This is a genomic window from Flavobacterium algoritolerans, assembly GCF_030010385.1.
GTDB classification, from domain to species: domain Bacteria; phylum Bacteroidota; class Bacteroidia; order Flavobacteriales; family Flavobacteriaceae; genus Flavobacterium; species Flavobacterium algoritolerans.
Map to the genome: position 1 here is coordinate 31,264 of NZ_JASCRZ010000005.1, position 25,474 is coordinate 56,737.

The window sequence follows — 25,474 nt, forward strand, 5'->3', positions numbered from 1 at the left end:
ACTATTGTGCTAATCCTATCAAAACGTCAACTGAAGCAGCCTCTGGAGTTCCTTCAAAATTGTCTTTAATATCAGTAAAATATTTCAAAGCATCTGCTTTATTTCCTAATGCCAAAGCTGTTTTTCCGGCTTTCAATAAGAAACGTGGCGTAGTGAAATCATTTTTATTTGATTCAGCAGCTTTTATGTAGTTTTCTAAAGCTTCTTTCGGTTGATTCTTTTGAGAATAAGCATCTCCAATTACTCCTTTTGCCAATGCTCCTAAAACAATATCATCTGATTTAAATTTACTTAAATAATCAATCGCCTCAGTATATTTTCCTGTGTTCAAATACGCAATTCCAGCATAATAATTAGCTAAATTTCCTGCATCAGTTCCAGAATATTCATCAGCAATTTTCAAGAATCCAAATTTACCTTCTGAACCATTCAAAGACAATTTATATAATGAGTCACTTGCTACTCCATCAGTTGCTTTTTGGAAATTTTGTTGTGCTACAAACATTTCATTTGCTGCTTCCTCTTGTTGTGGTGCAGCAACGAATCTTTGGTATCCTAAATAACCAATTGTAAAAATAGCGGCAGCGGCAACTAAACCAATAATAACTTTTTGGTTTTTAGCTACCCAATCCTCAGTTTTTGAAGCTGTTTCGTCTAATGTTGAAAAAACACCCGCTGTTGTGCTGTCTTTTTCATCAATTTGTACTGCTTCAACCGCGTCATTTACTTCTTTTTCTTTTGGTGCTTTATATCCTCTTTTACTGTAAGTAGCCATTTATTTTTAATTTAGTGAGTCGCAAAAATAAAATTTTTATTCAAATCTAAAAGCCATTTTTATCGATATTTTTCAATAATTTGCACCCACTTTGAAAAACCCGTTTAAAAACATCAAAGTTCTCAATACCAGCAAGCCTTACAGATGTATTTAAAAAAGATTTCATTATTCAATTATAAGAATTTTTCGGAAGCAAATTTCGATTTTGACAGCAAAATAAATTGTTTTGTAGGCAAGAATGGTATTGGAAAGACAAATGTGCTTGATGCAATCTACCATTTATCGTACGGAAAAAGCTATTTCAATCCATTAGCGGTTCAGAATATTAAACACGGAGAAGAATTCTTTGTGATTGATGCTGAATTTGAAAAAAACGAAAGAAATGAACAAATTCTTTGCAGCCTAAAAAAAGGGCAAAAAAAAATATTGAAACGCAACGGAAAAGCCTACGACAAATTCTCGGATCACATTGGTTTTATTCCTTTGGTAATCATTTCTCCTGCCGACAGGGATTTAATTGTGGAAGGCAGCGAAACCAGAAGAAAATTCATGGACAGCGTGATTTCGCAACTGGATTCCCATTATTTACAACAACTCATTCAATATCAAAAAGTAATGAGTCAGCGCAATGCATTGTTGAAATATTTTGCATTGAACCATGTTTTTGACAATGATACACTCTCTATATATAATGAGCAACTTAATGGTTTTGGAGATTATATTTTCAAAAAAAGAAAAGAATTTATAAGTGAGTTCATTCCTATTTTCAACACACATCATCAAGCCATAACCGGTTCACAAGAAACGGTTCAACTGGTATATGAAAGTCATTTATTCGAAAAAGACTTATTGACTTTGTTACAGGAAAATATCAACAAAGACAGAGCTTTACATTATACAAGTGTAGGAATTCACAAAGACGATTTAGCATTTGAAATAGACCAACATCCAATTAAGAAATTTGGCTCTCAAGGACAGCAAAAATCATTTCTAATCGCTTTAAAACTGGCTCAATTTGAGTTTCTAAAAAAGCAAAGCGGTGTGAAACCCATTTTGCTTTTTGATGATATCTTTGATAAATTAGACGAAAGTCGCGTTTCCAAAATCATAGAAATGGTCAACAGTGATACTTTTGGTCAACTTTTTATTTCAGATACACATCCGGAACGCACTGAAGCCATTGTAAAATCGACACATCAGACGTATAAAATTTTCAACTTATAACTTTTATTTAGTAATTTATACGGTTCAAAAATTGAAAAATTACCTATTTTAGCGTATTCAATTTTAAACTCGATTACAATGAAATTTCATTCAATATTCTTGGCAATCATATGCTTTGTTGTTTTATCCTGCAACGGGCAAAATTCTAAAGAAATCAAAACTATTGATTCAAAAGCTTTTGCCGAAAAGATAGCTGCAACTCAAAATCCACAAATTTTGGATGTACGAACTCCTGAAGAATTCACTTCTGACCATATTGACAATGCTAAAAATATAAACTGGCTTGGAACTACTTTTGTTGCCAATGTAGAAAAACTGGACAAATCACAACCCATTTTTGTGTATTGCAAAAGTGGCGGGAGAAGTCAGAAAGCGGCTGAAAAACTAAATGAATTAGGCTTTAAAACTATTTATCAACTAGACGGAGGAATGTTAAAATGGGATGCTGCCGGTCTTTCAAAACCAAGTGCTAAAATTATAGGTCTATCCGTTCCGGAATACAACAAACTATTAAATTCAGATAAAAAAGTACTGATTAATTTTTATGCTGAATGGTGTGCTCCCTGCAAAAAAATGACTCCTTATGTTTTGCAAATGCAAAAAGATTTAGCAGACAAAGTGACTATCATTCGATTGGATGCTGATAAAAATAAAACCTTAATTTCTGAAATGAAAATCAGTGAACTTCCCACTTTATTATTGTATGACAAGGCAGCAGTAAAATGGAAACATTCTGGTTTTATAAGTGAGGCCGATTTAAAAAAACAACTACAATAGCTACAAGATGCTTTCAAAAGATACACTACAATTTCTGGATGATTTAAAAGCCAACAATAATAGAGATTGGTTTTTGGAAAATAAAAAACGCTACGAAGCGGTCAAGAAAGACTACCAACAATTAGTTGGAGATTTTCTGGATGCCATGAAACCGCTCGATCCATCGCTAGAAATGTTGGAAGTAAAAAATTGCATTTTTAGAATCAATCGTGACATTCGGTTTTCTAAAGATAAAACTCCTTATAAATCGCATTTAGGCGTTTGGCTTTCATCGGGAGCAAAAGGCATGAATCGATCTGGTTATTACCTTCATTTAGAAAAAGGAGCCAGTTTTATTGCCGGTGGATTGTATTGCCCCGAAGCGCCAGATTTGAAAAAAATGCGTAAGGAAATTGCCTATTTCCATGATGATTTAGAAGCTATTCTTAACGAAAAAAATTTCAAAAGAGAATTTAAAGATTTTGATAGAAATGAAAAGGATACGTTGAAAAATCCACCACGAGGATACGAAAAAGAACATCCTGCTATTGAATTTTTAAAATTGAAAAGTTTCGAATGTTCTCAAAGAATTGATGTCTCCGAAGTGACAAAAAAAGATTTTGTTGCTACAATGAGTAAAAAATTGATTGCGCTTAAACCATTGAACGATTTTATAAATCGAGCTTTAACTTCTGAGTAATTATAATTTTCACTGATGAAAAAAAAGAAAATACTTTTTCTGGGAGAATCCTACAGAGCCGATGCTATCACTTGGATGAACGGTCTGAAGGAATTTGGTGATTTTGAAATCATTACTTGGGAATTAAAAACACCCAGCAATTGTATTCATAACCGAATTTTAAGGATTTTCGAATTCGAATTGGCTATTTTTAAAATCAAGAAAATAATAAAAGCCCAACAACCGGACATGGTAATTGCGGAAAGAACTACCAGTTACGGTTTTCTTGCTGCATTATCCGGCGTAAAACCTGTAGCAATTGCACAACAAGGCAAAACCGATTTATGGCCTGAAAAATCGATTTCATTACCCTTAAAAAAACTCATTCAGAATTATGCTTTCAAAAAAGCAGATTTAATTCATGCTTGGGGACCTGTGATGACTATTTCTATGCTGGAAGCCAATGTAGACATGAATAAAGTTTTGGTTTTACCAAAAGGAATTGATCTGACTAAATTTGGAAATCAAAACAACGCCAATCCAGAAAAAATTTGTGCCATAGTCACTCGTTCTTTATTGCCGGAATACCGTCATGATATTATTTTAAAATCATTTGCCCTTTTAAACCAAAAAGGAATAGACTTCGTACTTACCATTATAGGAGATGGATCACAACTTTCGAAATTAAAAGGTTTAGCAAAAGATTTAGGTATCGAAAACAAAGTCAACTTTACAGGAAGAATTCCAAATACTGAATTACCAAAATTACTGCAACAATCTAATATTTATATTAGTATGCCAATAACAGAAGGCGTTTCGGCTTCATTATTTGAGGCTATGGCTACGAATTGTTATCCAGTAGTAACCGATATAGCAGGAAACCAGAGTTGGATTAAACACCGCGAAAACGGACAATTAGTTACAGTTGATGATTACAAAATGCTATCAGAAGAATTAATCTGGGCATTTGAAAACAATGAACACCGAAACGAAGCCGTTTTAAAAAATAGAGTATTTTTAGAAAAAAATGCAGATTACAACATAAATATGAAAATCATTGCCAATAAATACCACGAATTAATTAACACAAATAGCTCCAATTAACTATGTGTGGAATTAATGGAATCTTGCATTTACAATCACAAAAAAAAATTGACGAACGCGTTCTTGTAAAAATGCGCGATTCGCTGGAACATCGAGGTCCTGACGACGAAGGATTGTTTATAGAAAACAATATTGGTTTTGGACACAGAAGACTTGCAATTCTAGATGTTTCACTAACTGGACACCAACCTTTCCTATCAGAAGATGGAAGATATGTGCTCGTTTACAATGGCGAAATCTACAATTTCAAAGAATTTTATCCAGAGTTAAAAAGCAATGGATTTGACATCAGAACTACTTCGGATACAGAGGTTTTGATGAAATTATTTCAATTGCATGGTTTAAAAATGCTCAACCGCCTCAACGGTATGTTTGCATTTGCTATTTGGGATAAATTAGAAAAAAAGCTAACTCTTGTTCGCGATAGAATGGGCGTTAAACCGTTATATTATTCTTTTTACAACGAGACTTTCTATTTCGCATCCGAGCAAAAAGCTCTTTTCACGGCTGGAATTCCAATCAAAATGGCTCAGGACGGACTAGAAGAATATATTTTTAACCGATTTGTTGCCGGTGAAAACACGCTATATCAAAACGTAAAAAAAGTATTGCCCGGACATATTATGACCATTTATGAAGGTGGAAGAAACACAACCTACAAGTGGTGGAATTTAAAAAAAGAAATTCAAAACCAACCTGAAATAAAGAATCCGGTAGAATGGTTTCAAGAAACGTTTGATGATTCTATAAAAATGCGAATGGTAAGCGACGTTCCTGTGGGAGTCATGCTAAGTGGCGGACTGGACTCCTCTTCTATTTTAGCTTCACTGCACCATCAAAAATACAAAGACATACAAACTTTTAATATTGGTTTTAAAGAGAAAGAACACAACGAAGCACATCTAGCTAAAATGATGGCAGAGAAGTTCGATTATGGGTTTCAAACCATGCAATTAGAGGATAAAAATCTTTACGATCAGTTAATCAGTTCTACTTATTTTCAGGACGAACCGATTATGCATTTAAGCGAACCACACCTTTTAGCGGTTTCACAAATGGCTAAGCCTTCCGTAAAAGTGTTACTTTCTGGCGAAGGCGCCGATGAGTTGATGGGTGGTTATGTGCGCTACAAAGCCTTACAATATCCATCTTTATTGAATTCCATTGCTTCCATTGGGAATCTGGATGTTTTTACAAAACAACCACGGTACGAAAAGTTAACGCGTTACGCTCAAATCAATAAAAAATCTGATTTAGTAATCTATAATGGCTCCAATATTTTTCCCAATGATATTGCGGAGACTTTTGGAATTAATTCATCCCCAAACAACGAATACAGAAAAAAAATTTATAAAGAAGCAAAGTCATTATATCCCGGTAATTTGCGCCGTCAAGCACTTTATTTTGACCAACATACTTATTTATGTTCACTTCTGGACAGAAACGATCGTTGTACAATGGGCTCTTCCATTGAATGTAGGGAACCCTTTTTGGACCCGAGATTAATTATTGGATTAGGATCATTAGAAGACAAATGGCTTTTTACAGGAAAAAAATGGAAATTCATTCTAAAAAAAGCAATGGAAGAGCGTTTACCTGATGAAATTCTAAAATTCAGAAAAGTAGGTTTAAGCGCGCCTTGGGGAGACTACATAACAAAAAGTCCCGCTTTTAAAGACGAATTAGAATCTTTTACAAAAAGTGATTTATTTCAAATACCTTATTTTGAACATATAAATGTTAAAAAACTTGTTCAGAATTTACAAAAAGGGGAAGCTACGATGACTCCGTACATTATGCCATTGTTTATGATGCATATCTGGATGAAAACGTATCCAACTAAATTTTAATCCTTACTTTTGGTGCAGAATAAAACAATTCAAAAAGCACTTTCTTTTATGGAAATAGTACCTAATTTCTCTTTAAAAAAACACAATACTTTTGGCATTGAAGCCAAAGCAAAACAGTTCGTTGCCGCTCATTCTGTACAAGATTTAAAAACTATTTTACAAGAAAATAAAACGCAGCAAAAATTTATTTTAGGTGGCGGAAGCAATATGCTTTTGACAAAAGACATTGATGCACTTGTCATTCACATCGATTTAAAAGGCAAGAAAATCATTGAAGAAAATGATGATTTTGTCTGGGTTGAAAGCCTGGCTGGTGAAAGCTGGCATGAATTTGTGCTTTGGACCATCGACCAAAATTTTGGTGGCTTGGAAAACATGTCACTGATTCCTGGAAACGTTGGAACTACGCCAGTCCAAAACATTGGAGCGTATGGTACGGAAATTAAAGACACTTTTGTTTCCTGTGAAGCGATGACGATAGAAAAACAGGAAATGAAAACGTTCACAAAGGATGAATGTCATTTTGGATACCGAGAAAGCGTTTTCAAAAACGAAGTTAAAAATCAATATATCATTACATCGGTTGTTTTTAAATTGACAAAAATCAATCATAAAATCAACACTTCTTACGGAGATATTTCGTCTGAATTAGAAAAAAACAACATCACAAATCCTACTTTGAAGGACGTCAGTAATGCTGTAATTGCCATTCGACAAAGCAAATTACCCGACCCAAAAGAATTGGGAAATAGCGGTAGTTTTTTTAAAAATCCAATTTTATTGAAATCAGATTTCGAAAAAATTCATCAGCAATTTCCTGATATGAAATATTTCGATATTTCTGAAACCGAAGTAAAAGTTCCCGCAGGCTGGTTGATTGAGCAAGCCGGCTTCAAAGGAAAACGTTTTGGTGATGCCGGAATCCATAAAAACCAAGCTTTGGTTTTAGTGAATTATGGTAATGCTACCGGACAAGAAATTTTGAATGTTTCAAAAAATATTCAGGAGACTATTTTTAAAACGTTTGGCATTAACATTGAAGCCGAAGTGAATGTGATTTAGATTTTAACTGGCAGTGTTCAGTAGCAGTTTTCAGTTTAAAAAAAAATCGAAATTACATATTAATCTCAGATTGTCAACAACAAAATAGTATTTCAAAACTCCTAAATCCTAATTTTTAAATTAAAGATGTACACTCCAGAAATCTACAAAAACGAGAATCAAGAAGAAATCAAAAAGTTTCTTCAAGAGAATAGCTTTGGTCTTTTAATCAATCAAACGAATGGGAAATTATGCGCCACACATATTCCTTTGGAACTGGACACTAATAAAGAAGGCAAGGATATTTTATACGGGCACATTTCTAAAGAAAACCCACAATGGAATGGTTTCATAGACAATGACCAAATTTTAGCAGTATTTTCAGGACCTCACAGTTATATTTCTTCCTCTTGGTACGATCATGAAAATGTACCAACATGGAATTACATTGCCGTTCATGTGTATGGAAAAATCAAAATTATCGAAGGAGAAGCCGTCATTCAATCCTTAAAAAAGCTAGTCGATAAGTACGAACAAAATTCTGAAAATCCGGTTCGCGTAGAAGATTTATCTAAGAAAACCATGATGCAAACTCGTGGCATTGTAGCATTTGAAATTGAAATCACTGAGATCCAAGCTACGAAAAAACTATCTCAAAACAGGGACGAAAAAAATTATCAAAACATCATTTCTGAGTTAGAAAAAACCAATACAAATCAGTCCGTCGCTATTGCGAATGAGATGAAGAAATGCCCAATATAAATTCTTTTGAAATTCACAGATTGTATTTAACAATTCCCAATTCTATTCATACCTTTGCACTCGATTTAAAAACTCATTAAACTCAGATGCTTATACTAATTCTTTACTTTTTTATTTTTATTGTCGTTGTTCAAATTTCGTATTATTTAGGTGTTTTTGGAAAGTTTGCTTTCGCCAAAGCGCAGAAAACAACCCCAAAAAGAATCCCAATTTCAGTGATTGTTTGTGCCAAAAACGAAGAGGAAAATGTTACTAATTTTATTCCTCTGCTTGCGGAACAAAACTATCCAGATTTTGAAATAGTTCTGATTGATGATGCATCAAGTGACGCTACTTTGGATATTTTTGAAGGTTTTGAAAAGCAATATCCTAATGTTCGTCTGGTAAAAGTAGAGAACAACGAAGCCTTTTGGGGAAACAAAAAATACGCACTGACTTTAGGAATAAAAGCTGCTAAAAAAGAATATTTATTATTCACTGATGCTGATTGCTACCCAACTTCAAAAGAATGGATTACGGCTATGAGTTCTCAATTTACCATGCAAAAAACAATTGTTTTGGGTTATGGTAAATATGAAAAAATCCCTAATTCGTTCCTGAATAAAATAATACGTTTTGAAACTTTATTGACAGCTATTCAATATTTTTCATGGGCCAAAATTGGACATCCATATATGGGCGTCGGTAGAAATTTAGCGTATAAAAAAGAAGAGTTTTTCAATGTAAATGGATTCATCGAACACATGCAGATTCGTTCTGGCGATGATGATTTATTTATAAACCAAGCTGCAAAAGCTAAAAATACAACTATTGCCTACACCCCTGAAAGTTTTACGCTCTCTAAACCAAAAACCACTTACAAAGACTGGTTGACCCAAAAAAGAAGACATATAGCAACTGCAAATTATTACAAACCTCTTGATAAATTGCAGTTAGGAGCATTCTATTGTTCGCAATTACTATTTATTTTATTACCCATTATATTATTAGCATTCCAGTTTCAATGGATATTAGTTTTAAGTTTAATTGCATTGCGCTATCTTGTGGCATGGATTGTGGTAGGATTTTCAGCAGGTAAACTTAAAGAACATGATATTAAATTCTGGTTCCCTATCGTTGAGCTAGTACTTATTTTAACACAAATCAATATCTTTATAACTAATATATTCTCAAAACCAGTACATTGGAAATAAACAAACAAATAGAAAAAGCAAAACAAGGTGACCAAGTTGCCTTTACTTTTCTATTGGATTATTATTGGAATGAAGTGTATGGTTTTATGCTGAAACGTACCGAAAACGAAACCAATGCAGAAGATATTACCATCGAAACGTTCTCAAAAGCTTTTGACAAAATAGCCACTTACAACTCGGAATTTCAATTTAATACTTGGCTTATTGCTATTGCAAAAAACGTACACATCGATTTATTACGAAAAAAGAAATCAAGTCTTTTTGTCGAAATTACCGATGAACAAGACCAGCAAGCCTACAATATTGCTGATACTACTCCATCTGCAGAAGATGAATTGATTACCGAGCAAAATCTTTCTCAGTTATTGCAATTCATCAAAGAATTGAAACCACATTATCAAGAAGTGATTCAGTTGCGCTATTTTCAGGAGATGAGTTACCAGGAAATTGCCAATAAAATTGATGAACCTTTGAGTAATGTGAAAATTAAATTGCTTCGCGCCAAAAAACTTCTGGCAGAAATCATTCAAAATAAAAGGTAGTCTTATTTTACAAAACAGCAACAATTCTTAATTTCGTAAAATAAAAAAAGTGATCTAAATTAATTTTAGACCACTTGGTAATATCAAAAAAATTATAGATTTCTAAACAACTATCTTATTATTCTATCTGGATAATCTGTAATAATTCCGCTTACTTTGAGTCCTTGCAAATTTTTAATATCCACAGTTTCATTCACAGTCCAAGGATAGATTTTAAAATCATTAGCTTTCATTACCGCAACATTTTCAGCTGTTAAGGTTTTATAATATGGGTTTATCGCCTGTGCTTTGAGCTCTTTTGCTGTTTTAATAATAGTCTCAATAGGATCTTTATAGGTAAGCAACCCAATAGCTATTTCAGTACTCAAAGACCTCATTTTTTGCAATTCACCTACTCGAAAACTGGAAATGAAGAAGTCTTTATTTCTCCAACCTTTTTTCTTATATTCTTCTATAATTCTGTACGTATCCGTTGCTGTGTTAGTTCCTTTCAATTCAATATTAAGCACTACTTTTTTATCGATGGTCTCAATCACTTCTTGCAAAGTTGGTATTTGATGTTTTCCTGCAACCAGAACTTTTCTTAATTCATCAAAAGTGTATTCTTCAATTTTCCCTTTTGCATTAGTGATTCGGTCTAAATCATCATCATGAAAAACAACCATTTCACCTGTTTTAATTTTGAAAACATCTATTTCTAACATATCTGCTTTTAACTCGATTGCTTTTTCTATTGATGCTAATGTATTCTCTGTGGCATACCCCATTGCTCCTCTGTGACCACAAACAATAAATTTATTTGATGTACAATTTGAAAATAACAAGGCTATTAATGAAGCCATTAGTAGTGTAGTGAATTTCATGTTTTTCATTTAAGTTTTTTGCGGTAAAAATAGATTATCCGGCAGGCTCAAATATTAAGGAAGGATTAAATTAAGAACATTTAACCTATCTAAATAAGGTGATTTTAGTGATGAATCCGTTAACAGTATCTTAAGTAAATGCATATTTCAGCCTTACTTTTAGGTTTTCATTAACACAAAAGTATTCAAGTGTTATTGTTAAAATAACAGCTATTTTTCAATTAGTCAATTCCTTTGTCGGCACTAAAAAACAAAAAAAAGTATTCATGAAACAATTCAAATTATTTTTATTTACGATTCTACTGACTGTATTTGTCGGCAATAAAAACTTTGCCCAAACTACTCAAGCATCCATATCAGGAATCGTTTTAGGCAGTAATTCAGAGCCTATTAAGGATGCGATGGTTCAAATTAAAAATGAATCAACTGGATTTAAAACCAACTCATTGTCTAATTTTAAAGGAGTTTTCACTTTCAAAGAACTACCATTAGGTGGACCATACACAATCAGCGTTACAGCTTTAGGCTACGGAGATCAACTACGCTCCGGCTACACTTTAAATCAAGGTGATTTAATAAATATTGAAATCCTAATGCAGGACGACATTCAGAATTTAGAAGTGGTTGAAGTTGTAGGACGAGGTTTAAAAAATAAAACAGGAAACTTAGGTGCTGCAACGGCAGTAACCGCAAAACTAATCAATGCGTTACCGGTAAACGGAAGAAATTTCACCAGTTTAATGGACTTATCGCCTTTGAGCAGAGGGGGAAATATTTCAGGACAATTAGCCTCATCCACTAACTACACGCTGGACGGAATGAATGCTAAAAACCCAACTTCGGCAGGATCAACAACAAGTCGAAGTGGTGCTCCGTACTCCATATCGATTGAAGCTGTGAGAGAATTCAAGGTAGTTACCAATCAATATGACGTAGGCTATGGTCGAAGTGGTGGCGGAACAGTAAGTGCCGTGACTAAATCAGGGACTAATGATTTTACAGGGAGCATGTTTGCCTATAACCGTGCAGATTGGCTGTCAAGCCCTTATGACATTAGAGGAAACAGACGTCAAAATGATTTTTCTACGTCACAATATGGTTTCACTTTTGGCGGACCAATCATAAAAGATAAATTGCATTTTTTTGTAGCTTGGGATCACCAACAAGATTCGCGTCCATTAATTATAGCTGATGTTCAATCTGCCGAAGATGAATTACGCTTTAATGTTACAAGAGCTACATTAGACAATTTTGTGACTATTGCCCGAAATAAATATGGAGTTTCTAATGCGCCACAATATGGGACATTTGATAAAAAACGTAATTCGGATGCCGCTTTCGCTCGTATTGACTGGCAAATTAACAGTAATAATTTATTGACAGTACGTAATAATTTTACTTATGACAATAATAAACTAGGACTACAAGATAATACAACCATCAATTTATATGAATCGTTTGGTGATGATTTAAATATTGACAACAGTATTCTGGCTTCATTACGAACAAAAGTAAATGCAAGAGTTACAAATGAACTGAAAGTACAGCATCTATATACTTTTCAAGACAGTAATCCAGGAGACCAGTTGCCTTCTTATAATATTCCACGAGCAATAGTAGAAAATGTTGCTTCAACAATTAATGGAGCAGTTAGAACTACGAATATTCAAATTGGGGGACACCGATTTGCGCAGGAAAAATTTACCAATAATGTTTTTCAAATTGTAGATAATTTATACTTCAACACAGATAAAGTCAAATATACTTTTGGTTTTGATTTAATGCAAACCAATTCAGAATCTTTATATGGAAGCGAAGTAAATGGTCGTTTTCATTTTAATAGTGTTGCTAATTTTGACAACCTAACACCTTATCGTTACTACAGAGAAGTGCCTTTAGTAGCTGATCCTACTGTAACTTCAAATATATTAAACGCTGGAATTTATGGTCAGCTACAAACTAAAATTGCATTGGGATTAGACCTAACTTTAGGGTTGCGATTTGATTATGCTAAATACCCTACTGCAACATTCAATCAATTAGTTTTTGATGAATTAGGTATTCGTACTGATAATAAACTTCAATCAGCTATTCTTCAACCAAGAGTACAATTGTCTTGGGATGTAAATGAAAACCACAAAGATTATGTTCGCTTAGGAGCCGGAATTTTCGCATCCGATTTAAATAATTATGCGGTCATCAATAATTTATATTTTGATGGAAATCATACCGCTACGGTAGATGTACGATCACCAAATGTTCCTATGCCAAATTTCATTGATTATCGTAATAATTATGCTAGTATCCCAACTTTGGATGCGTTTCAATTACCTACTATTAATTTCACTGGAACAGATGCAAAAGTACCCGTAGTATATAAGGCCAATGTATCCTATTCCCATTTCTTCACTGATAAATTAAAAGCAGGAATTGCAGGTTATGCAACTCTAGGTCGCAACAACTATGTTTATGTAGATCGAAATATGGTCGCTAATCCATTTTTTACTTTGGCCAATGAAGGGAATCGCGGTGTGTATGTTCCTGCAAGTTCAATCCCTGCAAATGGTGCCGGTGACTGGATGCAAGGCCGTATCAGTAATAAATTAGGTCGTGTATTAGAACTAAACAGCGAGGGTAAAGTCAATCAATTTGCAATGGTGGTAGATGCTACATATCGTTACTTTAAAGACGGAGAAATATCTGCCAGCTACACCTTAAATGACACAAAGGACAATACTTCATTTAATGGAAACGTAGCTAACACAGCAACTTTAGTTTTACCTGTAGAAGATGACCCAAGAGACTTGAGTAAAATGAGTTACTCAGACAATCATTTCCGTCATAAAGTGGTGTTTTACGGAACATTACCTACTTTTTATGGCATCAGTGTTGGTGTTCGTTATTCTGGTATTGGAGGCACACGCTACAGCTTACTTTCAGGAGGAAATACAAACGCCGATTTTGTCTCTGCTTCAAATGATTTGGCTTATATTTTTGACATCAATAATCCTACGGTTCCCCAAAATATCAAAACAGGATTACAGACCATACTTGACAATCCAGCTGCAAGTCAAAGTTTAAAAGATTATATCAATAAATACTCTGGAAAACTAGCCGAAAGAAACGGTGGAATAAATGAGTTCTATGGTCTTGTGGATGTTAGAATCAGTAAAAAGATTGCGTTAGACAAAAAACAATTCCTAGAATTCACAGCCGATATATTTAATGTTGCCAATTTATTAAATAAAGAATGGGGAGTAAACAAATCCCTTAGTAGTCAATCATTATATGCTTTAGGAACACCTGCATCAGGAACAACAGCGGCAGTTCCTGGATTTGACAGTACTAGACAACAATTTAATTACAGAGTGAACAATGCTGGACTTCCTTCGCTTTCAGGAAATCCATTTCAAATACAAATTGGATTTAAATATGCTTTTTAAACCCTACTAACAGATTATTTGATACAAGAGCAAAGCGCATTCATTGATTTGAATGCGCTTTTTTTATGAATTCATTTAAACTTAAGAACTAACTCCAGAGATTAATCAATATTATTGTTAAATAAAAAAATATTAAACTAAATAAATCAAAAATAATTATTAAATTTATATACTAAAATTCTTATTTTAGACGTTATAAAATAAAAACACCCCTGCTTATGATTTAATTACTACTTAACCACTAAATCCATAAATTATGTCAAAACTAAGCATTTACGAGACCGGTTGGATTAACCTTGTTTTCCAAGACCGAAACAAAGAATATGGAGCGTATCAATTACGTCAGGAAAGTACTAAAACATCATTAACGGCACTTTTTATGGGTGTATTATTTTTATCGGGGGCTTTAAGTATTCCCGTAATCATTTCCTATTTGAATCCCAATAAAGGAATCACGATAGGTATTCCTGAACTTACAAATACTGTCGTCCAACTTACGGACATAATGTCGAATCAGCATGAAGAAAAAAAGACTCTTCCTGAGATAAAAGCAAAAGCTGTTGAAGTGCCAGTTACAAGCGACAGACTTGTTAATCCTGAAATTGTTCAGGCTTTACAAGCAAATCAGGACATTGCAAAAAACACTGACAATACTAGCGTAACAAATACAAGCTCTGAAGGAACTCTAACTGTGGGAATAAACTCAACTTCTTCTTCAGGAACTGGAACTGAAACCGTAACACCCGTTGATCTGGGAAATACTATTGTAAACAGCGTTGCTCTGGATAAACTTCCTGAGTTCCCAGGTGGAATTAATAAGTTTTATAATTATGTGGGTAATAATTTTGAGAAACAAGAAATAGACGGTAACGGTTCGATTCGCGTATATGTTTCTTTTGTAATTGAAAGAGACGGAAGCATGACAGACATTCAGGTAAAAAGAGATCCTGGTTATGGCTTGGGAAAAGAAGCCGTACGTGTGCTGAAGTCCTTGAAAACAAAATGGTCACCTGGAATGATTGATGGAAAAGCAGTACGAACTGCCTACAACCTTCCCATTACGGTACAGATGAATTAAATATAAAAGAAAAGCTTCAAATAATTTTGAAGCTTTTCTTTTAAATATCTTTATATTTTTTACATTTTCCTAAAACAACAAAAAGTCCTAATCTGGACCTGATTACTTCACAAAACCTTTATTTAATTTAGTAGTCTAGTGAATTACATTTGCAGTGATATCCCATTCATTTTTTTGTATGAATATAATTGAAAGCAGGACGACTATTCACTAAAAACAAGAAAATAGTGTGCTCCTAAAACATCCGTTTCTCTTTCTTCAAATAAACAAATAAACGAATCCACAAATAAACAACATTCCTTATCTTTGCACTTTGAAAATTGATATATGGAAACTGTCTTAGAAAATACTTTACCAATTGGAAAACCGAAATGGTTGAAGGTGAAACTCCCAATTGGCCAAAAATACACAGAACTTCGTGGTTTAGTTGATAAATATAGTCTGAATACCATTTGCACCTCAGGAAGTTGTCCAAATATGGGTGAATGTTGGGGCGAAGGAACGGCAACATTTATGATTTTAGGAAATGTATGTACGCGCTCTTGTGGTTTTTGCGGTGTAAAAACCGGAAGACCAGAAACGGTGGACTGGGATGAACCAGAAAAAGTGGCGCGTTCTATCAAAATCATGAACATCAAACATGCCGTAATCACAAGCGTTGACAGAGATGATTTGAAAGATGGCGGTTCTATCATTTGGATAGAAACCGTAAAAGCCATTCGCAGAATGAACCCAAACACAACGCTGGAAACTTTGATTCCAGATTTTCAAGGTATCGAGAGAAACATTGATAGAATCGTGGAAGCGAATCCTGAAGTGGTTTCACATAATGTCGAAACGGTACGCAGATTGACTCGTGAAGTACGCATTCAAGCCAAATACGATCGAAGTCTGGAAGTGTTGCGTTACTTGAAAGAAAAAGGAATCAACAGAACAAAGTCGGGAATTATGTTGGGTCTTGGCGAACAAGAAGAGGAAGTCTATCAAACGATGCGAGATTTACGTGAAGCTAATGTTGATATTGTTACGATAGGTCAATACTTACAGCCGAGTAAAAAACACTTGCCAGTAAAGGAATTTATAACGCCTGAACAATTTGCAAAATACGAGCAATTTGGTTTAGAATTAGGTTTCCGTCATGTAGAAAGCGGACCGTTAGTTCGTTCCTCTTACAAAGCACAAAAGCATATATTATAGTCGAATGTCTTAAAGTCAGAAAGTCGAAAGACCTGACTTTAAGACTTTAAGACTTTAAGACTTTAAGACTTATGATAAGAATTGCAATAAATGGTTTTGGAAGAATCGGCAGGAATTTATTCCGATTACTTTTAAACCATCCCTCCATAGAAGTTGTTGCCATAAACGATATTGCTGACAAAAGAACAATGGCACATTTAGTGAAATACGACAGTATTCACGGTGTATTACCATTTACAGTCAGCGCTGATGAAAAAGGAATTCTGGTAGATGGAAATCATTTTTTATTTTTTCATGAAAAAAGTATTTCAAATCTGGATTGGAAAAGTTTAGACATTGATTACGTAGTCGAATCGACGGGTAAGTACAAGACTTTTGAAGAATTGAATTCTCATATTATTGCTGGCGCCAAAAAAGTGATCCTTTCTGCACCTTCGGAAGTTGACACTATAAAAACGGTAGTGCTGGGTGTAAATGATTTTATTCTTGACGGCACTGAAACTATCATTTCGAATGCTAGTTGTACCACGAATAATGCTGCACCGATGATTAAAGTGATCAATGAACTTTGCGGTATAGAACAAGCGTACATCACTACCATTCATTCCTACACGACAGACCAGAGTTTGCACGATCAACCTCATAAAGATTTACGTCGCGCTCGCGGGGCAAGTCAGTCCATCGTACCCACAACAACTGGAGCAGCAAAAGCATTGACAAAAATTTTTCCTGAGTTTGAAGGTAAAATTGGTGGTTGTGGTATACGAGTACCCGTTCCCGATGGTTCTTTGACTGATATTACTTTCAATGTAAAACGCGCTGTGACTATAGATGAGATTAACGCAGCTTTTAAAATTGCCGCACAAACAAATTTAAAAGGGATTTTGGATTATACCGAAGATCCAATTGTTTCTGTTGATGTTATTGGCAATAAAAATTCATGTATATTTGATGCCCAACTTACTTCTGTTATTGATAAAATGGTCAAAGTAGTAGGATGGTATGATAATGAAATCGGCTATTCGTCCAGGATAATAGATTTAATTCTTTTGACAAAAAAATAAAATAACCCCAAGAAAAAAATTCAGTTGTAAATGAAATATTTTTTTGCTTTTATTGTCTTTTTTTATTCTTCATTGTATTCTCAACCCAATGAGGAAAAAGACAGCACAGCATATTACAACAGTTTGAGCAATTCCAAAATTAAGATAAATAACTATAAAGAGGCGTTATTGTATATTCAAAAAGCAATAGATTACGCTGAAAAAAACAAAAAAACAAAAAAACAAGCACAACAAATTTTTAATCTGGGAAAAATTTATTTTGATTTAAAAAAATACGATGATGCAATAGAAACGTTGCTAAAAAGTGCTGCACTATTTTCGAATTTTGAACTCAGTTCAGAGCGTTCTGAAACCTACTATCATATTGGTTTGTCCTACATGCAAAAGCAAAATTATGACAGAGCTTCAATATATTTTGAGAGAGCAAAATCTATCAATGATAAATTACGAGTTCCTGATACTGCTGAATTATTTAACCTTCAAAAAGGACTCATTTACAAATCAAAGAATAAATTAGATTTAGCATTATCTTCTTTTAAAGTTATAATTGCAAAGCCTGACAATGCAGCTTTGACAAACACTAAAGCAGAAGCCACTTATCAAATAGGAAAAATTGAAGCCAGCAGAAATAGAAATAACTTAGCTTTAAACTACCTAAATAAAGCATTAGAATTAAACAGTAAATCCGAAAATCTAGAACAAAAATCAAATATTTTACTTGCTTTAAGTGATGTTTATGAAAAAACGTTAGATAAAAATAACGCCTATTTCTATTTAAAACAGCATCTCAATTTAAAAGAAAATATTACAATTTTGAACAATGAAAGACTTGGCATAGATGATTACCAAAAGTTCAAAGAAACAGAAAAATTAAAAGAAATTGCACAAGCCAATTATGAAAATAAGGAGCAGGAAAAGGCCAATAAATTTTCTAAACTAATCAGTATTTTCGCCATTGCCTTAATTTCAATTTTATCTTTATTAAGTCTATCCTTGTACAAAAATAACATCATTAGAAATCAGTCTAATTTATTATTGCAAGAAAAAAATAAAGAATTAGAAATTGCTAAAGACAAAGCAGAAAAAGCATCCAAAGCGAGATCTGAATTTCTATCAACTGTAAGCCATGAACTTCGAACCCCATTGAATGCCATCAACGGTATCACTCACTTATTATTGGAAGAAAACCCAAAGAAAAATCAATTGGACTACTTATCTTCCTTAAAATTTTCAGGAGATTATTTGACAAAATTCATCAATGAAATTTTAGAAATTAATAAAATTGATTCTCACAAATCAGAAATTGAATACACCAGTTTTAATCTGAAAAAATTATTGGAAGACATCAAACATTCTTTAAAAGAATTGGCTGTGGTGAACAACAACGATTTTAAACTTGAGGTTGATGCTACTATTCCGGATTATTTAATTGGTGATCCAACAAAATTATCACAGATAATAATGAACTTGATCAACAATGCCCTAAAGTTCACAAAAAACGGAAACGTTACCGTACTTACCAATCTTGAAACATTGGAGGATAAAAAAGCAACTTTATATTTTGAAATAACTGATACCGGAATAGGAATACCAGAAGACAAATTAGTAACCGTTTTTGATAGCTTTTCGCAAGGCTCCATAGAGGTGAATCGCAAATATGGCGGAACTGGTTTAGGACTGACTATCGTAAAAAAATTAATCAAAATCCTTGGCGGAAATATCAAACTTAAAAGTGTGGTAGGCGAAGGCTCTACATTTTCATTTAACTTAGAATTCCAAATAAGTCAGCAACAAGAATCTCAAATTGAGAAAAAACCAATGATAAAATACGATGCCGCTAAATTAATAAACAAGAAAATACTATTGGTTGAGGATAATAAAATCAACCAAATGATTACCAAGAAAATGCTGGATAATAAAGGAATTAACTGCGAAATAATTGATAACGGTGAGGAAGCAATCGATTTATTAAAAACTAATACATTCGATTTAGTTCTTATGGATGTTCACTTACCTGGCATAAACGGAACAATTGCAACGGAAACAATACGAACATTTGACAAGGTTACTCCTATCATTGCGCTTACTGCAATCTCATTACATGAAAACCGCGAAATGCTTTTATCGTTCGGAATGAATGAAGTAATCACTAAACCATTTGTGCCAGAGGAATTTTATAGTGTAATCGCTGAATACATTTAGATTTCTAATAGTTTAAAATCAATTCTTTAATAAGACTTCTTACTTTTGGCTCTGCATTTTTTGCTGCTTCCAATACTTCGTCATGTGAAATCGTCCCAATACTTTCTTCATTTCCCATGTCAGTAATTACTGAAATACCAAATGTTTCCAAATCCATATGTCGCGCCACAATCACTTCGGAAACAGTAGACATTCCTACACAATCTGCACCCAGAATTTTTACCATTTTATATTCAGCCAAGGTTTCAAAAGTTGGTCCTTGTAAACCCAGATAAATTCCTTCATGAACTTCGATGTTCAATTCTTGAGCCAGTTCAGTAGCTTTAGCAATCATTTTTCTCGAATACGGTTCACTCATATTTACAAAACGAGGTCCAAAACGTTCGTCATTTTTTCCACGCAAAGGATGTTCCGGTGTCATATTGATATGATCTGTAATCATGACAATAGAACCCACTTTGTAACTTGGATTTACACCACCCGAAGCATTTGAAACTATTAATTTCTCAACGCCTAAAAATTTCATCACTCGCACTGGAAAAGTAACTTCTGTCATAGAATATCCTTCATAGAAATGAAATCGTCCTTGCATAGCAACAACTTTTTTATCGCCTATTGTTCCAAAAACCAATGCACCTTTATGACCTTGCACTGTCGAAACAGGAAAGTTTAGAATTTCATGGTACGGCAACGTATACTCTACTTTCATTTCATCTGTAAAACTCCCCAATCCTGAACCTAAAATCACACCATATTCTGGTGTAAAATTGATTTTTCCTTTAATCTGACTTACCGTTTCTTGTACTTGTTCCCACATAATCTATAATTGTTTTATCAAAATTATCTCCCCGTTCCGACACTTCGGAATCGGGACCCGAAACGAAAGAACTTTGTATTGGTAAATAAAAAAGTTGTTCGCTTGGCAAACTTCCTTTTAATCGTACATAATCTTTTTCGGTAGTGATAATAATATTGTTTTGAGCTAAATTTTTAATTTCCAAAATGTCTTTATCGGTAAAATTATGATGGTCCGGAAAAGACAAACAGACATCATTGGTATCTTGCAAATAGGCAAAAAACGGTTCCGGTTTTGCAATTCCTGCCACCAGTAATTTAGCCGCCGATTGAATTTCATTTACATTTATCTTCCTATTCTCTGAATAAATAAAATCTTCGTATGCAATAAAAGTAAAGTACAATTCCTGATCTTCAGAAACTTTTAATCTGTTCTTAATATCATACTGTTGTTCGAGCGAAAGATTAAAAGGACATTTGGTTACAATAATAACGTTCGCTCTTTTTGCTCCGCTTCGGCTTTCGCGCAAATTTCCAGTTGGCAACATAAAATCATCCGAATACAAATCACCGTAAGAAGTGAGCAAAATATAAAAACCTGCTTTTACTTTTCGATGTTGAAAAGCGTCATCAAGCAGAATCACTTCTGGTTTTTCTTGTTGCGAAAGCAATTGTTCAATTCCATTTTTCCTATCGGCATCAACTGCAACTTGGATAGTTGCAAATTTTTTATAGAACTGAAAAGGTTCATCGCCAAGAATGGCTGCATTTGAACTGGCTTCCGCCAAAATAAAACCTTTAGATTGCCTTTTATACCCGCGACTTAACGTAGCAATTTTATATTTATCAGAAAGCAACCGAATTAAATATTCAATTTGAGGTGTTTTCCCGGTACCGCCAACACTAAGATTTCCAACAGCAATAATGGGTAAATCAAAAGAGTAGGATTTTAAAATCCCTTTATCGAAAAGAAAATTCCGAATACTCGTTATTAGACCATACAAAATGGCAAACGGAAACAGTAATTTTCGCAGTAAATTCATTATACGAAAGTAGAATATTTTATTTTAAAGTTGATTTGTTTATTCGTTAATTTGTTTACTCGAAATTCCAGAATTAAACAATCAAGAATCTGATGTTATGAAATCGAAGATTATTGCCTCCGTTAGCCTTTTAGGCTCGGGTCACAAATACTAAAAAACTAAACGATGAGTAAAATCAAAGAAATAATTTCCGTACTCGAAGAAATGGCACCACTCGCCTATGCTGAAGATTTTGACAATGTGGGATTATTGGTAGGAGACCAAGAATCAGAAGCAACTGGAATTCTGGTTTGCCATGATGCTTTAGAAAATATAATTGAAGAAGCGATTGCAAAAAAATGCAATATGGTGGTTTGTTTTCATCCCATATTGTTTTCTGGTTTAAAAAAAATAACAGGAAAAAATTATGTGGAGCGAGCCGTAATTAAAGCCATAAAAAATGATATTGCCATTTATGCTGTCCACACGGCTTTAGACAATCATCAAGAAGGCGTGAATAAAATATTCAGTGACGCATTAGGATTGATAAATACTAAAATCCTGATTCCGAAGGAAAATTTCATTCGGAAATTAGTGACGTATACAATTCCTGAAAATGCAGAAGAGGTGCGAAATGCATTATTTGATGCCGGAGCCGGAACGATTGGAAATTATGAAAATTGCAGTTTCAATTCGAAAGGAATTGGCACCTATATGGGAAACGAGCACAGCAATCCACAAGTTGGCGAGCGATTTGAGTTTGTGCAAGGCGACGAAATTAAAATCGAAGTCACTTTCGAGAAACATTTGGAAAACAAAATCCTAAAAGCATTATTCAAAAGTCACGCGTATGAAGAAGTGGCGTATGAAGTTTATGAGTTGCAAAACAAGCATCAAAATATTGGTTTGGGAATGATTGGTGAATTAAAAAATCCCATGAGTGAAAAAGAATTTCTCTATTTTACGAAAGAAAAAATGGAATGCGGTGGCATTCGACATTCTAACTTTACGGGGAAGGAAATTAAAAAAGTCGCCGTTCTTGGCGGAGCAGGAAGTTTTGCAATAAAAAATGCGATTCAGGCTGGAGCAGATGCGTATTTGACTGCTGATTTAAAATATCATCAATTTTATGAAGCCGAAAATCAACTACTATTAGCTGATATTGGACATTTTGAAAGCGAACGCTATACAAAAAATTATATTGTTGAGTATCTTCGGAAAAAAATCCTTAATTTTGCAGTTATTTTATCAGAAGAAAATTCAAATCCAGTTAAGTACTTATAGAATATGGCGAATACGAAAGAATTAAGTGTTGAGGACAAGTTAAGAGCAATTTACGATTTACAACTTATTGACTCTAGAATTGACGAAATCAGAAACGTAAGAGGAGAACTTCCTTTAGAAGTGGAAGATTTAGAAGATGAAGTGGCTGGTTTAAGCACGCGTTCAGAAAAATTGAAAAGTGAACTTGAAGTTATCGAAGATCTTATCAAGGCAAAAAAGAATGCAATTGATGAGCACAAAGAGGCTATCAAAAAATACACGAAACAACAAGAAACAGTTCGTAACAATAGAGAATTTAATTCGTTGACTAAAGAGGTTGAGTTTCAAGAATTAGAAATTCAATTGTCTGAAAAACAAATTAAAGAAATGAAAGCTTCTATCGAACACAAGAAAGAAGTAATTTCAAATTCAAAAGAAAGATTAGAAGCAAAATCTAATCACTTGAAGCATAAAAAATCAGAATTAGACGCTATCATGGCAGAAACTGCTAAAGAAGAAGCATTCTTATCTGAAAAATCAGCTGAATACCAAGGATTAATCGAAGAAAGATTATTAGCTGCTTACACTAGAATCAGAACTAGCGTTCGTAACGGTTTAGCAGTAGTTTCTATTGAAAGAGGTGCATCTGCAGGATCGTTCTTTACTATTCCTCCACAGACACAAGTAGAAATTGCTTCTAGAAAAAAAATCATTACTGATGAACATTCAGGAAGAATATTAGTAGACAGCGTATTAGCTGACGAAGAAAAAGAGAAAATGGAACAGTTGTTTTCTAAATTCTAATTACATTTAAGTCCCGATACACATCGGGACTTTTTTTTATGAAAAAAATATTATTTTTTATATTCACTAAATCTATTGGGATATACATTAACCTTTTGAGTTTTGTATTTCCAAAAAAAGCTTCGCAACTTGCGTATGCCTTTTTTAGTGAACCTCGAGAAGGCAAATTATCAAAAACCAGTCTTCCGGAAATTCTACAAGAAGCACAATCCGAAACGTTTCAAAATGGAGAACATTCCTTTCACACTTATACCTGGAAAGGGAATGACACCGTAATACTTTTAGTTCACGGCTGGGAAAGCAATGCTTCTCGATGGGGAAACTTGCTTCCGTATCTAAAAAAATCAGGAAGTACCATTATTGCAATTGACGGTCCTGCTCATGGATTATCCAGCGGAAAAGAATTCAGCATTCCTAAATATGCGGAATTTATTCATATTGCTGTCGAAAAATTCAAACCTCAATATCTTATCGGTCATTCTATTGGCGGAAAAACCTGTTTGTATTACCAATCTATTTATCAAAATGACTCCCTGAAAAAAATGGTGATTCTAGGATCTCCCAGTGATTTCAATATCATATTAAACAATTACATTACGTTATTGAGTTTAAATGCTAAAATTTCAAAATCTTTAGAAGATCATTATCTAAATAATTTCAAACTCAGTCTGGAACAATTTTCAGGTAAATTATTTGCTTCTAAAATAAGTATAAAAGGACTAATTGCCCATGATATTGACGACACGGTAGTTTTATTCGAAGAAGGAAAAAAAATTGCCGGAGCATGGGAAAATGCAGTTTTTATTGAAACCAAAGGCTTAGGACATAGTATGCATGACGCCGAATTGTATCAAAAAGTATCCGATTTTTTATTTGAATCGGATAACTAAATAAAACATCTGCGAAATTTTTTACAGATTTCCTGTTTTTTCAAATAAACAAATAACCGCATAAACGATTAAACAATTTAGTACTACTTTTGCAGTATGGAAGAAAATTTAAAACGCCTCAATAAATTCATAGGAGAAACTGGGTATTGTTCCCGTCGCGAAGCTGATAAAATCATTGAAGAAGGTCGTGTGACCATCAATGGAGTCGTTCCCGAATTAGGCACAAAAGTTTCCCCAAATGACGAAGTGCGTATTGACGGTAAACTAATCCGTGAGAAAAATGAAAAACCCGTTTATCTTGCTTTCTATAAACCTGTAGGAATCGAGTGTACCACAAACCTTGATGTTCGTAATAATATTGTGGATTACATCAATTATCCCAAACGTATTTTTCCTATCGGACGATTGGACAAAGCCAGTGAAGGCTTAATTTTCATGACTAATGACGGTGATATCGTTAATAAAATATTACGCGCGAGAAACAATCACGAAAAAGAATATACGGTAACTGTAAACAAACCCATCACCGATCGTTTTATCGAAAGAATGGGAAATGGAGTTCCTATTTTGGACACCGTTACCAGAAAATGTAAAGTGGAACAAATTAGTAAATTCACTTTCAAAATTATCTTAACACAAGGTTTAAACCGTCAAATTCGTAGAATGACCGAATATTTAGGATATGATGTTACGGCTCTAAAACGCATCCGAATTATCAATATTTCACTTGATGTTCCTGTGGGACGTTACCGTGATTTGACCGATGCTGAAATCAAAGAATTAAACGAATTGATTGAACCTTCAAGCAAAACTGAAGAAGCCAGTTTACCTAAAACAGAAGCGCCAAAAAGAAGGACCGAATTCATAAAGAGAGATGATCCCAGATTTAAAAAAAGAGGCGATTATTAAAAATATAAAAATCCCATC

At 33.8% G+C, this 25,474-nt stretch carries 22 protein-coding genes; 18 read left to right on the top strand and 4 right to left on the bottom strand.

What is annotated here, in order from left to right; genetic code table 11:
* Position 1: 1 nt before the first annotated feature.
* Positions 2–775 carry a tetratricopeptide repeat protein gene (locus QLS65_RS11290; protein WP_282717744.1) on the bottom strand — a complete coding sequence of 258 codons (774 nt, stop codon included), beginning with the start codon at positions 773–775 and terminating at the stop codon, positions 2–4.
* Between the two features lie 144 nt (positions 776–919).
* On the opposite strand from QLS65_RS11290, the gene recF reads away from it, so the two are divergent.
* The 9 genes from recF (at position 920) to QLS65_RS11335 (ending at position 9,926) form a co-directional block, all read left to right on the top strand.
* The gene (gene recF / locus QLS65_RS11295; protein ID WP_121341099.1) at positions 920–1,999 is read left to right on the top strand and encodes a DNA replication/repair protein RecF; all 1,080 of its coding nucleotides are present in this window, start codon (positions 920–922) and stop codon (positions 1,997–1,999) included.
* A 78-nt stretch (positions 2,000–2,077) separates the two neighbouring features.
* Positions 2,078–2,776 (top strand): thioredoxin domain-containing protein, encoded by a 699-nt coding sequence (locus QLS65_RS11300; RefSeq protein WP_282717748.1) that lies wholly within the window; start codon positions 2,078–2,080, stop codon positions 2,774–2,776.
* Between the two features lie 7 nt (positions 2,777–2,783).
* Positions 2,784–3,455, top strand: coding sequence for a DUF2461 domain-containing protein (locus QLS65_RS11305; RefSeq protein ID WP_282717750.1), 672 nt, complete (start codon positions 2,784–2,786; stop codon positions 3,453–3,455).
* 15 nt (positions 3,456–3,470) lie between these two features.
* The gene (locus QLS65_RS11310) at positions 3,471–4,538 is read left to right on the top strand and encodes a glycosyltransferase (protein WP_282717752.1); all 1,068 of its coding nucleotides are present in this window, start codon (positions 3,471–3,473) and stop codon (positions 4,536–4,538) included.
* A 2-nt stretch (positions 4,539–4,540) separates the two neighbouring features.
* Positions 4,541–6,388: an asparagine synthase (glutamine-hydrolyzing) gene (gene asnB / locus QLS65_RS11315; RefSeq protein WP_282717754.1), complete on the top strand. Its 1,848-nt coding sequence runs from the start codon at positions 4,541–4,543 to the stop codon at positions 6,386–6,388.
* Positions 6,389–6,436: 48 nt separating this feature from the next.
* On the top strand, positions 6,437–7,450 hold the full coding sequence (murB, locus tag QLS65_RS11320) for a UDP-N-acetylmuramate dehydrogenase (protein WP_282711529.1): 1,014 nt from the start codon (positions 6,437–6,439) through the stop codon (positions 7,448–7,450).
* 126 nt (positions 7,451–7,576) lie between these two features.
* Positions 7,577–8,191, top strand: coding sequence for an FMN-binding negative transcriptional regulator (locus tag QLS65_RS11325; protein ID WP_282717756.1), 615 nt, complete (start codon positions 7,577–7,579; stop codon positions 8,189–8,191).
* 86 nt (positions 8,192–8,277) lie between these two features.
* Positions 8,278–9,384 (top strand): glycosyltransferase, encoded by a 1,107-nt coding sequence (locus QLS65_RS11330; protein WP_282711531.1) that lies wholly within the window; start codon positions 8,278–8,280, stop codon positions 9,382–9,384.
* Complete coding sequence (locus QLS65_RS11335) at positions 9,375–9,926, top strand: RNA polymerase sigma factor (RefSeq protein WP_121341089.1); 552 nt, start codon at positions 9,375–9,377, stop codon at positions 9,924–9,926. Before QLS65_RS11330 ends, QLS65_RS11335 begins: the two co-directional genes overlap by 10 nt.
* 110 nt (positions 9,927–10,036) lie before the next feature.
* On the opposite strand, the gene QLS65_RS11340 is transcribed toward QLS65_RS11335, so the two are convergent.
* Positions 10,037–10,789 (bottom strand): glycerophosphodiester phosphodiesterase, encoded by a 753-nt coding sequence (locus tag QLS65_RS11340; protein ID WP_282711532.1) that lies wholly within the window; start codon positions 10,787–10,789, stop codon positions 10,037–10,039.
* 266 nt (positions 10,790–11,055) lie between these two features.
* Here QLS65_RS11340 and QLS65_RS11345 point away from each other — a divergent pair, with 266 nt between their 5' ends.
* The 5 genes from QLS65_RS11345 to QLS65_RS11365 all read left to right on the top strand — a co-directional run bounded on the left by QLS65_RS11345 (position 11,056) and on the right by QLS65_RS11365 (position 19,773).
* The gene (locus tag QLS65_RS11345; protein ID WP_282711533.1) at positions 11,056–14,232 is read left to right on the top strand and encodes a TonB-dependent receptor; all 3,177 of its coding nucleotides are present in this window, start codon (positions 11,056–11,058) and stop codon (positions 14,230–14,232) included.
* Between the two features lie 256 nt (positions 14,233–14,488).
* On the top strand, positions 14,489–15,310 hold the full coding sequence (locus QLS65_RS11350; protein ID WP_282717759.1) for an energy transducer TonB: 822 nt from the start codon (positions 14,489–14,491) through the stop codon (positions 15,308–15,310).
* A 327-nt stretch (positions 15,311–15,637) separates the two neighbouring features.
* On the top strand, positions 15,638–16,507 hold the full coding sequence (lipA, locus tag QLS65_RS11355; protein ID WP_282717761.1) for a lipoyl synthase: 870 nt from the start codon (positions 15,638–15,640) through the stop codon (positions 16,505–16,507).
* A 71-nt stretch (positions 16,508–16,578) separates the two neighbouring features.
* Positions 16,579–17,571 carry a type I glyceraldehyde-3-phosphate dehydrogenase gene (gene gap / locus QLS65_RS11360; protein WP_282711536.1) on the top strand — a complete coding sequence of 331 codons (993 nt, stop codon included), beginning with the start codon at positions 16,579–16,581 and terminating at the stop codon, positions 17,569–17,571.
* Between the two features lie 30 nt (positions 17,572–17,601).
* On the top strand, positions 17,602–19,773 hold the full coding sequence (locus tag QLS65_RS11365; protein WP_282717764.1) for a tetratricopeptide repeat-containing hybrid sensor histidine kinase/response regulator: 2,172 nt from the start codon (positions 17,602–17,604) through the stop codon (positions 19,771–19,773).
* A gap of 4 nt (positions 19,774–19,777) precedes the next feature.
* On the opposite strand, the gene QLS65_RS11370 is transcribed toward QLS65_RS11365, so the two are convergent.
* Entirely contained in the window at positions 19,778–20,590 is an 813-nt protein-coding gene (locus QLS65_RS11370; protein WP_282717769.1) for a purine-nucleoside phosphorylase, read from the bottom strand.
* Positions 20,553–21,611, bottom strand: a complete 1,059-nt coding sequence (gene lpxK, locus QLS65_RS11375; protein ID WP_282717773.1) for a tetraacyldisaccharide 4'-kinase — start codon at positions 21,609–21,611, stop codon at positions 20,553–20,555. The genes QLS65_RS11370 and lpxK overlap by 38 nt, the downstream gene beginning before the upstream one ends.
* 165 nt (positions 21,612–21,776) lie before the next feature.
* On the opposite strand from lpxK, the gene QLS65_RS11380 reads away from it, so the two are divergent.
* The 4 genes from QLS65_RS11380 to rluF all read left to right on the top strand — a co-directional run bounded on the left by QLS65_RS11380 (position 21,777) and on the right by rluF (position 25,456).
* Complete coding sequence (locus QLS65_RS11380) at positions 21,777–22,874, top strand: Nif3-like dinuclear metal center hexameric protein (protein ID WP_282717780.1); 1,098 nt, start codon at positions 21,777–21,779, stop codon at positions 22,872–22,874.
* 3 nt (positions 22,875–22,877) lie between these two features.
* Positions 22,878–23,657: a zinc ribbon domain-containing protein gene (locus tag QLS65_RS11385; RefSeq protein ID WP_282711541.1), complete on the top strand. Its 780-nt coding sequence runs from the start codon at positions 22,878–22,880 to the stop codon at positions 23,655–23,657.
* Positions 23,658–23,695: 38 nt separating this feature from the next.
* Complete coding sequence (locus tag QLS65_RS11390; protein WP_282717783.1) at positions 23,696–24,547, top strand: alpha/beta fold hydrolase; 852 nt, start codon at positions 23,696–23,698, stop codon at positions 24,545–24,547.
* Between the two features lie 96 nt (positions 24,548–24,643).
* Positions 24,644–25,456 carry a 23S rRNA pseudouridine(2604) synthase RluF gene (gene rluF, locus QLS65_RS11395; RefSeq protein ID WP_099713300.1) on the top strand — a complete coding sequence of 271 codons (813 nt, stop codon included), beginning with the start codon at positions 24,644–24,646 and terminating at the stop codon, positions 25,454–25,456.
* The last annotated feature ends 18 nt before the right edge of the window (positions 25,457–25,474 follow it).

Bases quoted from the DNA above. Each gene is read 5' to 3' on its own strand.
- QLS65_RS11390 (WP_282717783.1), top strand. From the start codon at position 23,696: ATGAAAAAAATATTATTTTTTATATTCACTAAATCTATTGGGATATAC.
- QLS65_RS11340 (WP_282711532.1), bottom strand. From the start codon at position 10,789: ATGAAATTCACTACACTACTAATGGCTTCATTAATAGCCTTGTTATTT.
- QLS65_RS11300 (WP_282717748.1), top strand. From the start codon at position 2,078: ATGAAATTTCATTCAATATTCTTGGCAATCATATGCTTTGTTGTTTTA.
- QLS65_RS11370 (WP_282717769.1), bottom strand. From the start codon at position 20,590: ATGTGGGAACAAGTACAAGAAACGGTAAGTCAGATTAAAGGAAAAATC.
- QLS65_RS11310 (WP_282717752.1), top strand. From the start codon at position 3,471: ATGAAAAAAAAGAAAATACTTTTTCTGGGAGAATCCTACAGAGCCGAT.
- QLS65_RS11350 (WP_282717759.1), top strand. From the start codon at position 14,489: ATGTCAAAACTAAGCATTTACGAGACCGGTTGGATTAACCTTGTTTTC.
- QLS65_RS11385 (WP_282711541.1), top strand. From the start codon at position 22,878: ATGGCGAATACGAAAGAATTAAGTGTTGAGGACAAGTTAAGAGCAATT.
- QLS65_RS11345 (WP_282711533.1), top strand. From the start codon at position 11,056: ATGAAACAATTCAAATTATTTTTATTTACGATTCTACTGACTGTATTT.
- QLS65_RS11365 (WP_282717764.1), top strand. From the start codon at position 17,602: ATGAAATATTTTTTTGCTTTTATTGTCTTTTTTTATTCTTCATTGTAT.
- QLS65_RS11330 (WP_282711531.1), top strand. From the start codon at position 8,278: ATGCTTATACTAATTCTTTACTTTTTTATTTTTATTGTCGTTGTTCAA.
- QLS65_RS11290 (WP_282717744.1), bottom strand. From the start codon at position 775: ATGGCTACTTACAGTAAAAGAGGATATAAAGCACCAAAAGAAAAAGAA.
- QLS65_RS11325 (WP_282717756.1), top strand. From the start codon at position 7,577: ATGTACACTCCAGAAATCTACAAAAACGAGAATCAAGAAGAAATCAAA.
- murB (WP_282711529.1), top strand. From the start codon at position 6,437: ATGGAAATAGTACCTAATTTCTCTTTAAAAAAACACAATACTTTTGGC.
- asnB (WP_282717754.1), top strand. From the start codon at position 4,541: ATGTGTGGAATTAATGGAATCTTGCATTTACAATCACAAAAAAAAATT.
- lpxK (WP_282717773.1), bottom strand. From the start codon at position 21,611: ATGAATTTACTGCGAAAATTACTGTTTCCGTTTGCCATTTTGTATGGT.
- rluF (WP_099713300.1), top strand. From the start codon at position 24,644: ATGGAAGAAAATTTAAAACGCCTCAATAAATTCATAGGAGAAACTGGG.
- lipA (WP_282717761.1), top strand. From the start codon at position 15,638: ATGGAAACTGTCTTAGAAAATACTTTACCAATTGGAAAACCGAAATGG.
- gap (WP_282711536.1), top strand. From the start codon at position 16,579: ATGATAAGAATTGCAATAAATGGTTTTGGAAGAATCGGCAGGAATTTA.
- QLS65_RS11305 (WP_282717750.1), top strand. From the start codon at position 2,784: ATGCTTTCAAAAGATACACTACAATTTCTGGATGATTTAAAAGCCAAC.
- QLS65_RS11380 (WP_282717780.1), top strand. From the start codon at position 21,777: ATGAGTAAAATCAAAGAAATAATTTCCGTACTCGAAGAAATGGCACCA.
- recF (WP_121341099.1), top strand. From the start codon at position 920: ATGTATTTAAAAAAGATTTCATTATTCAATTATAAGAATTTTTCGGAA.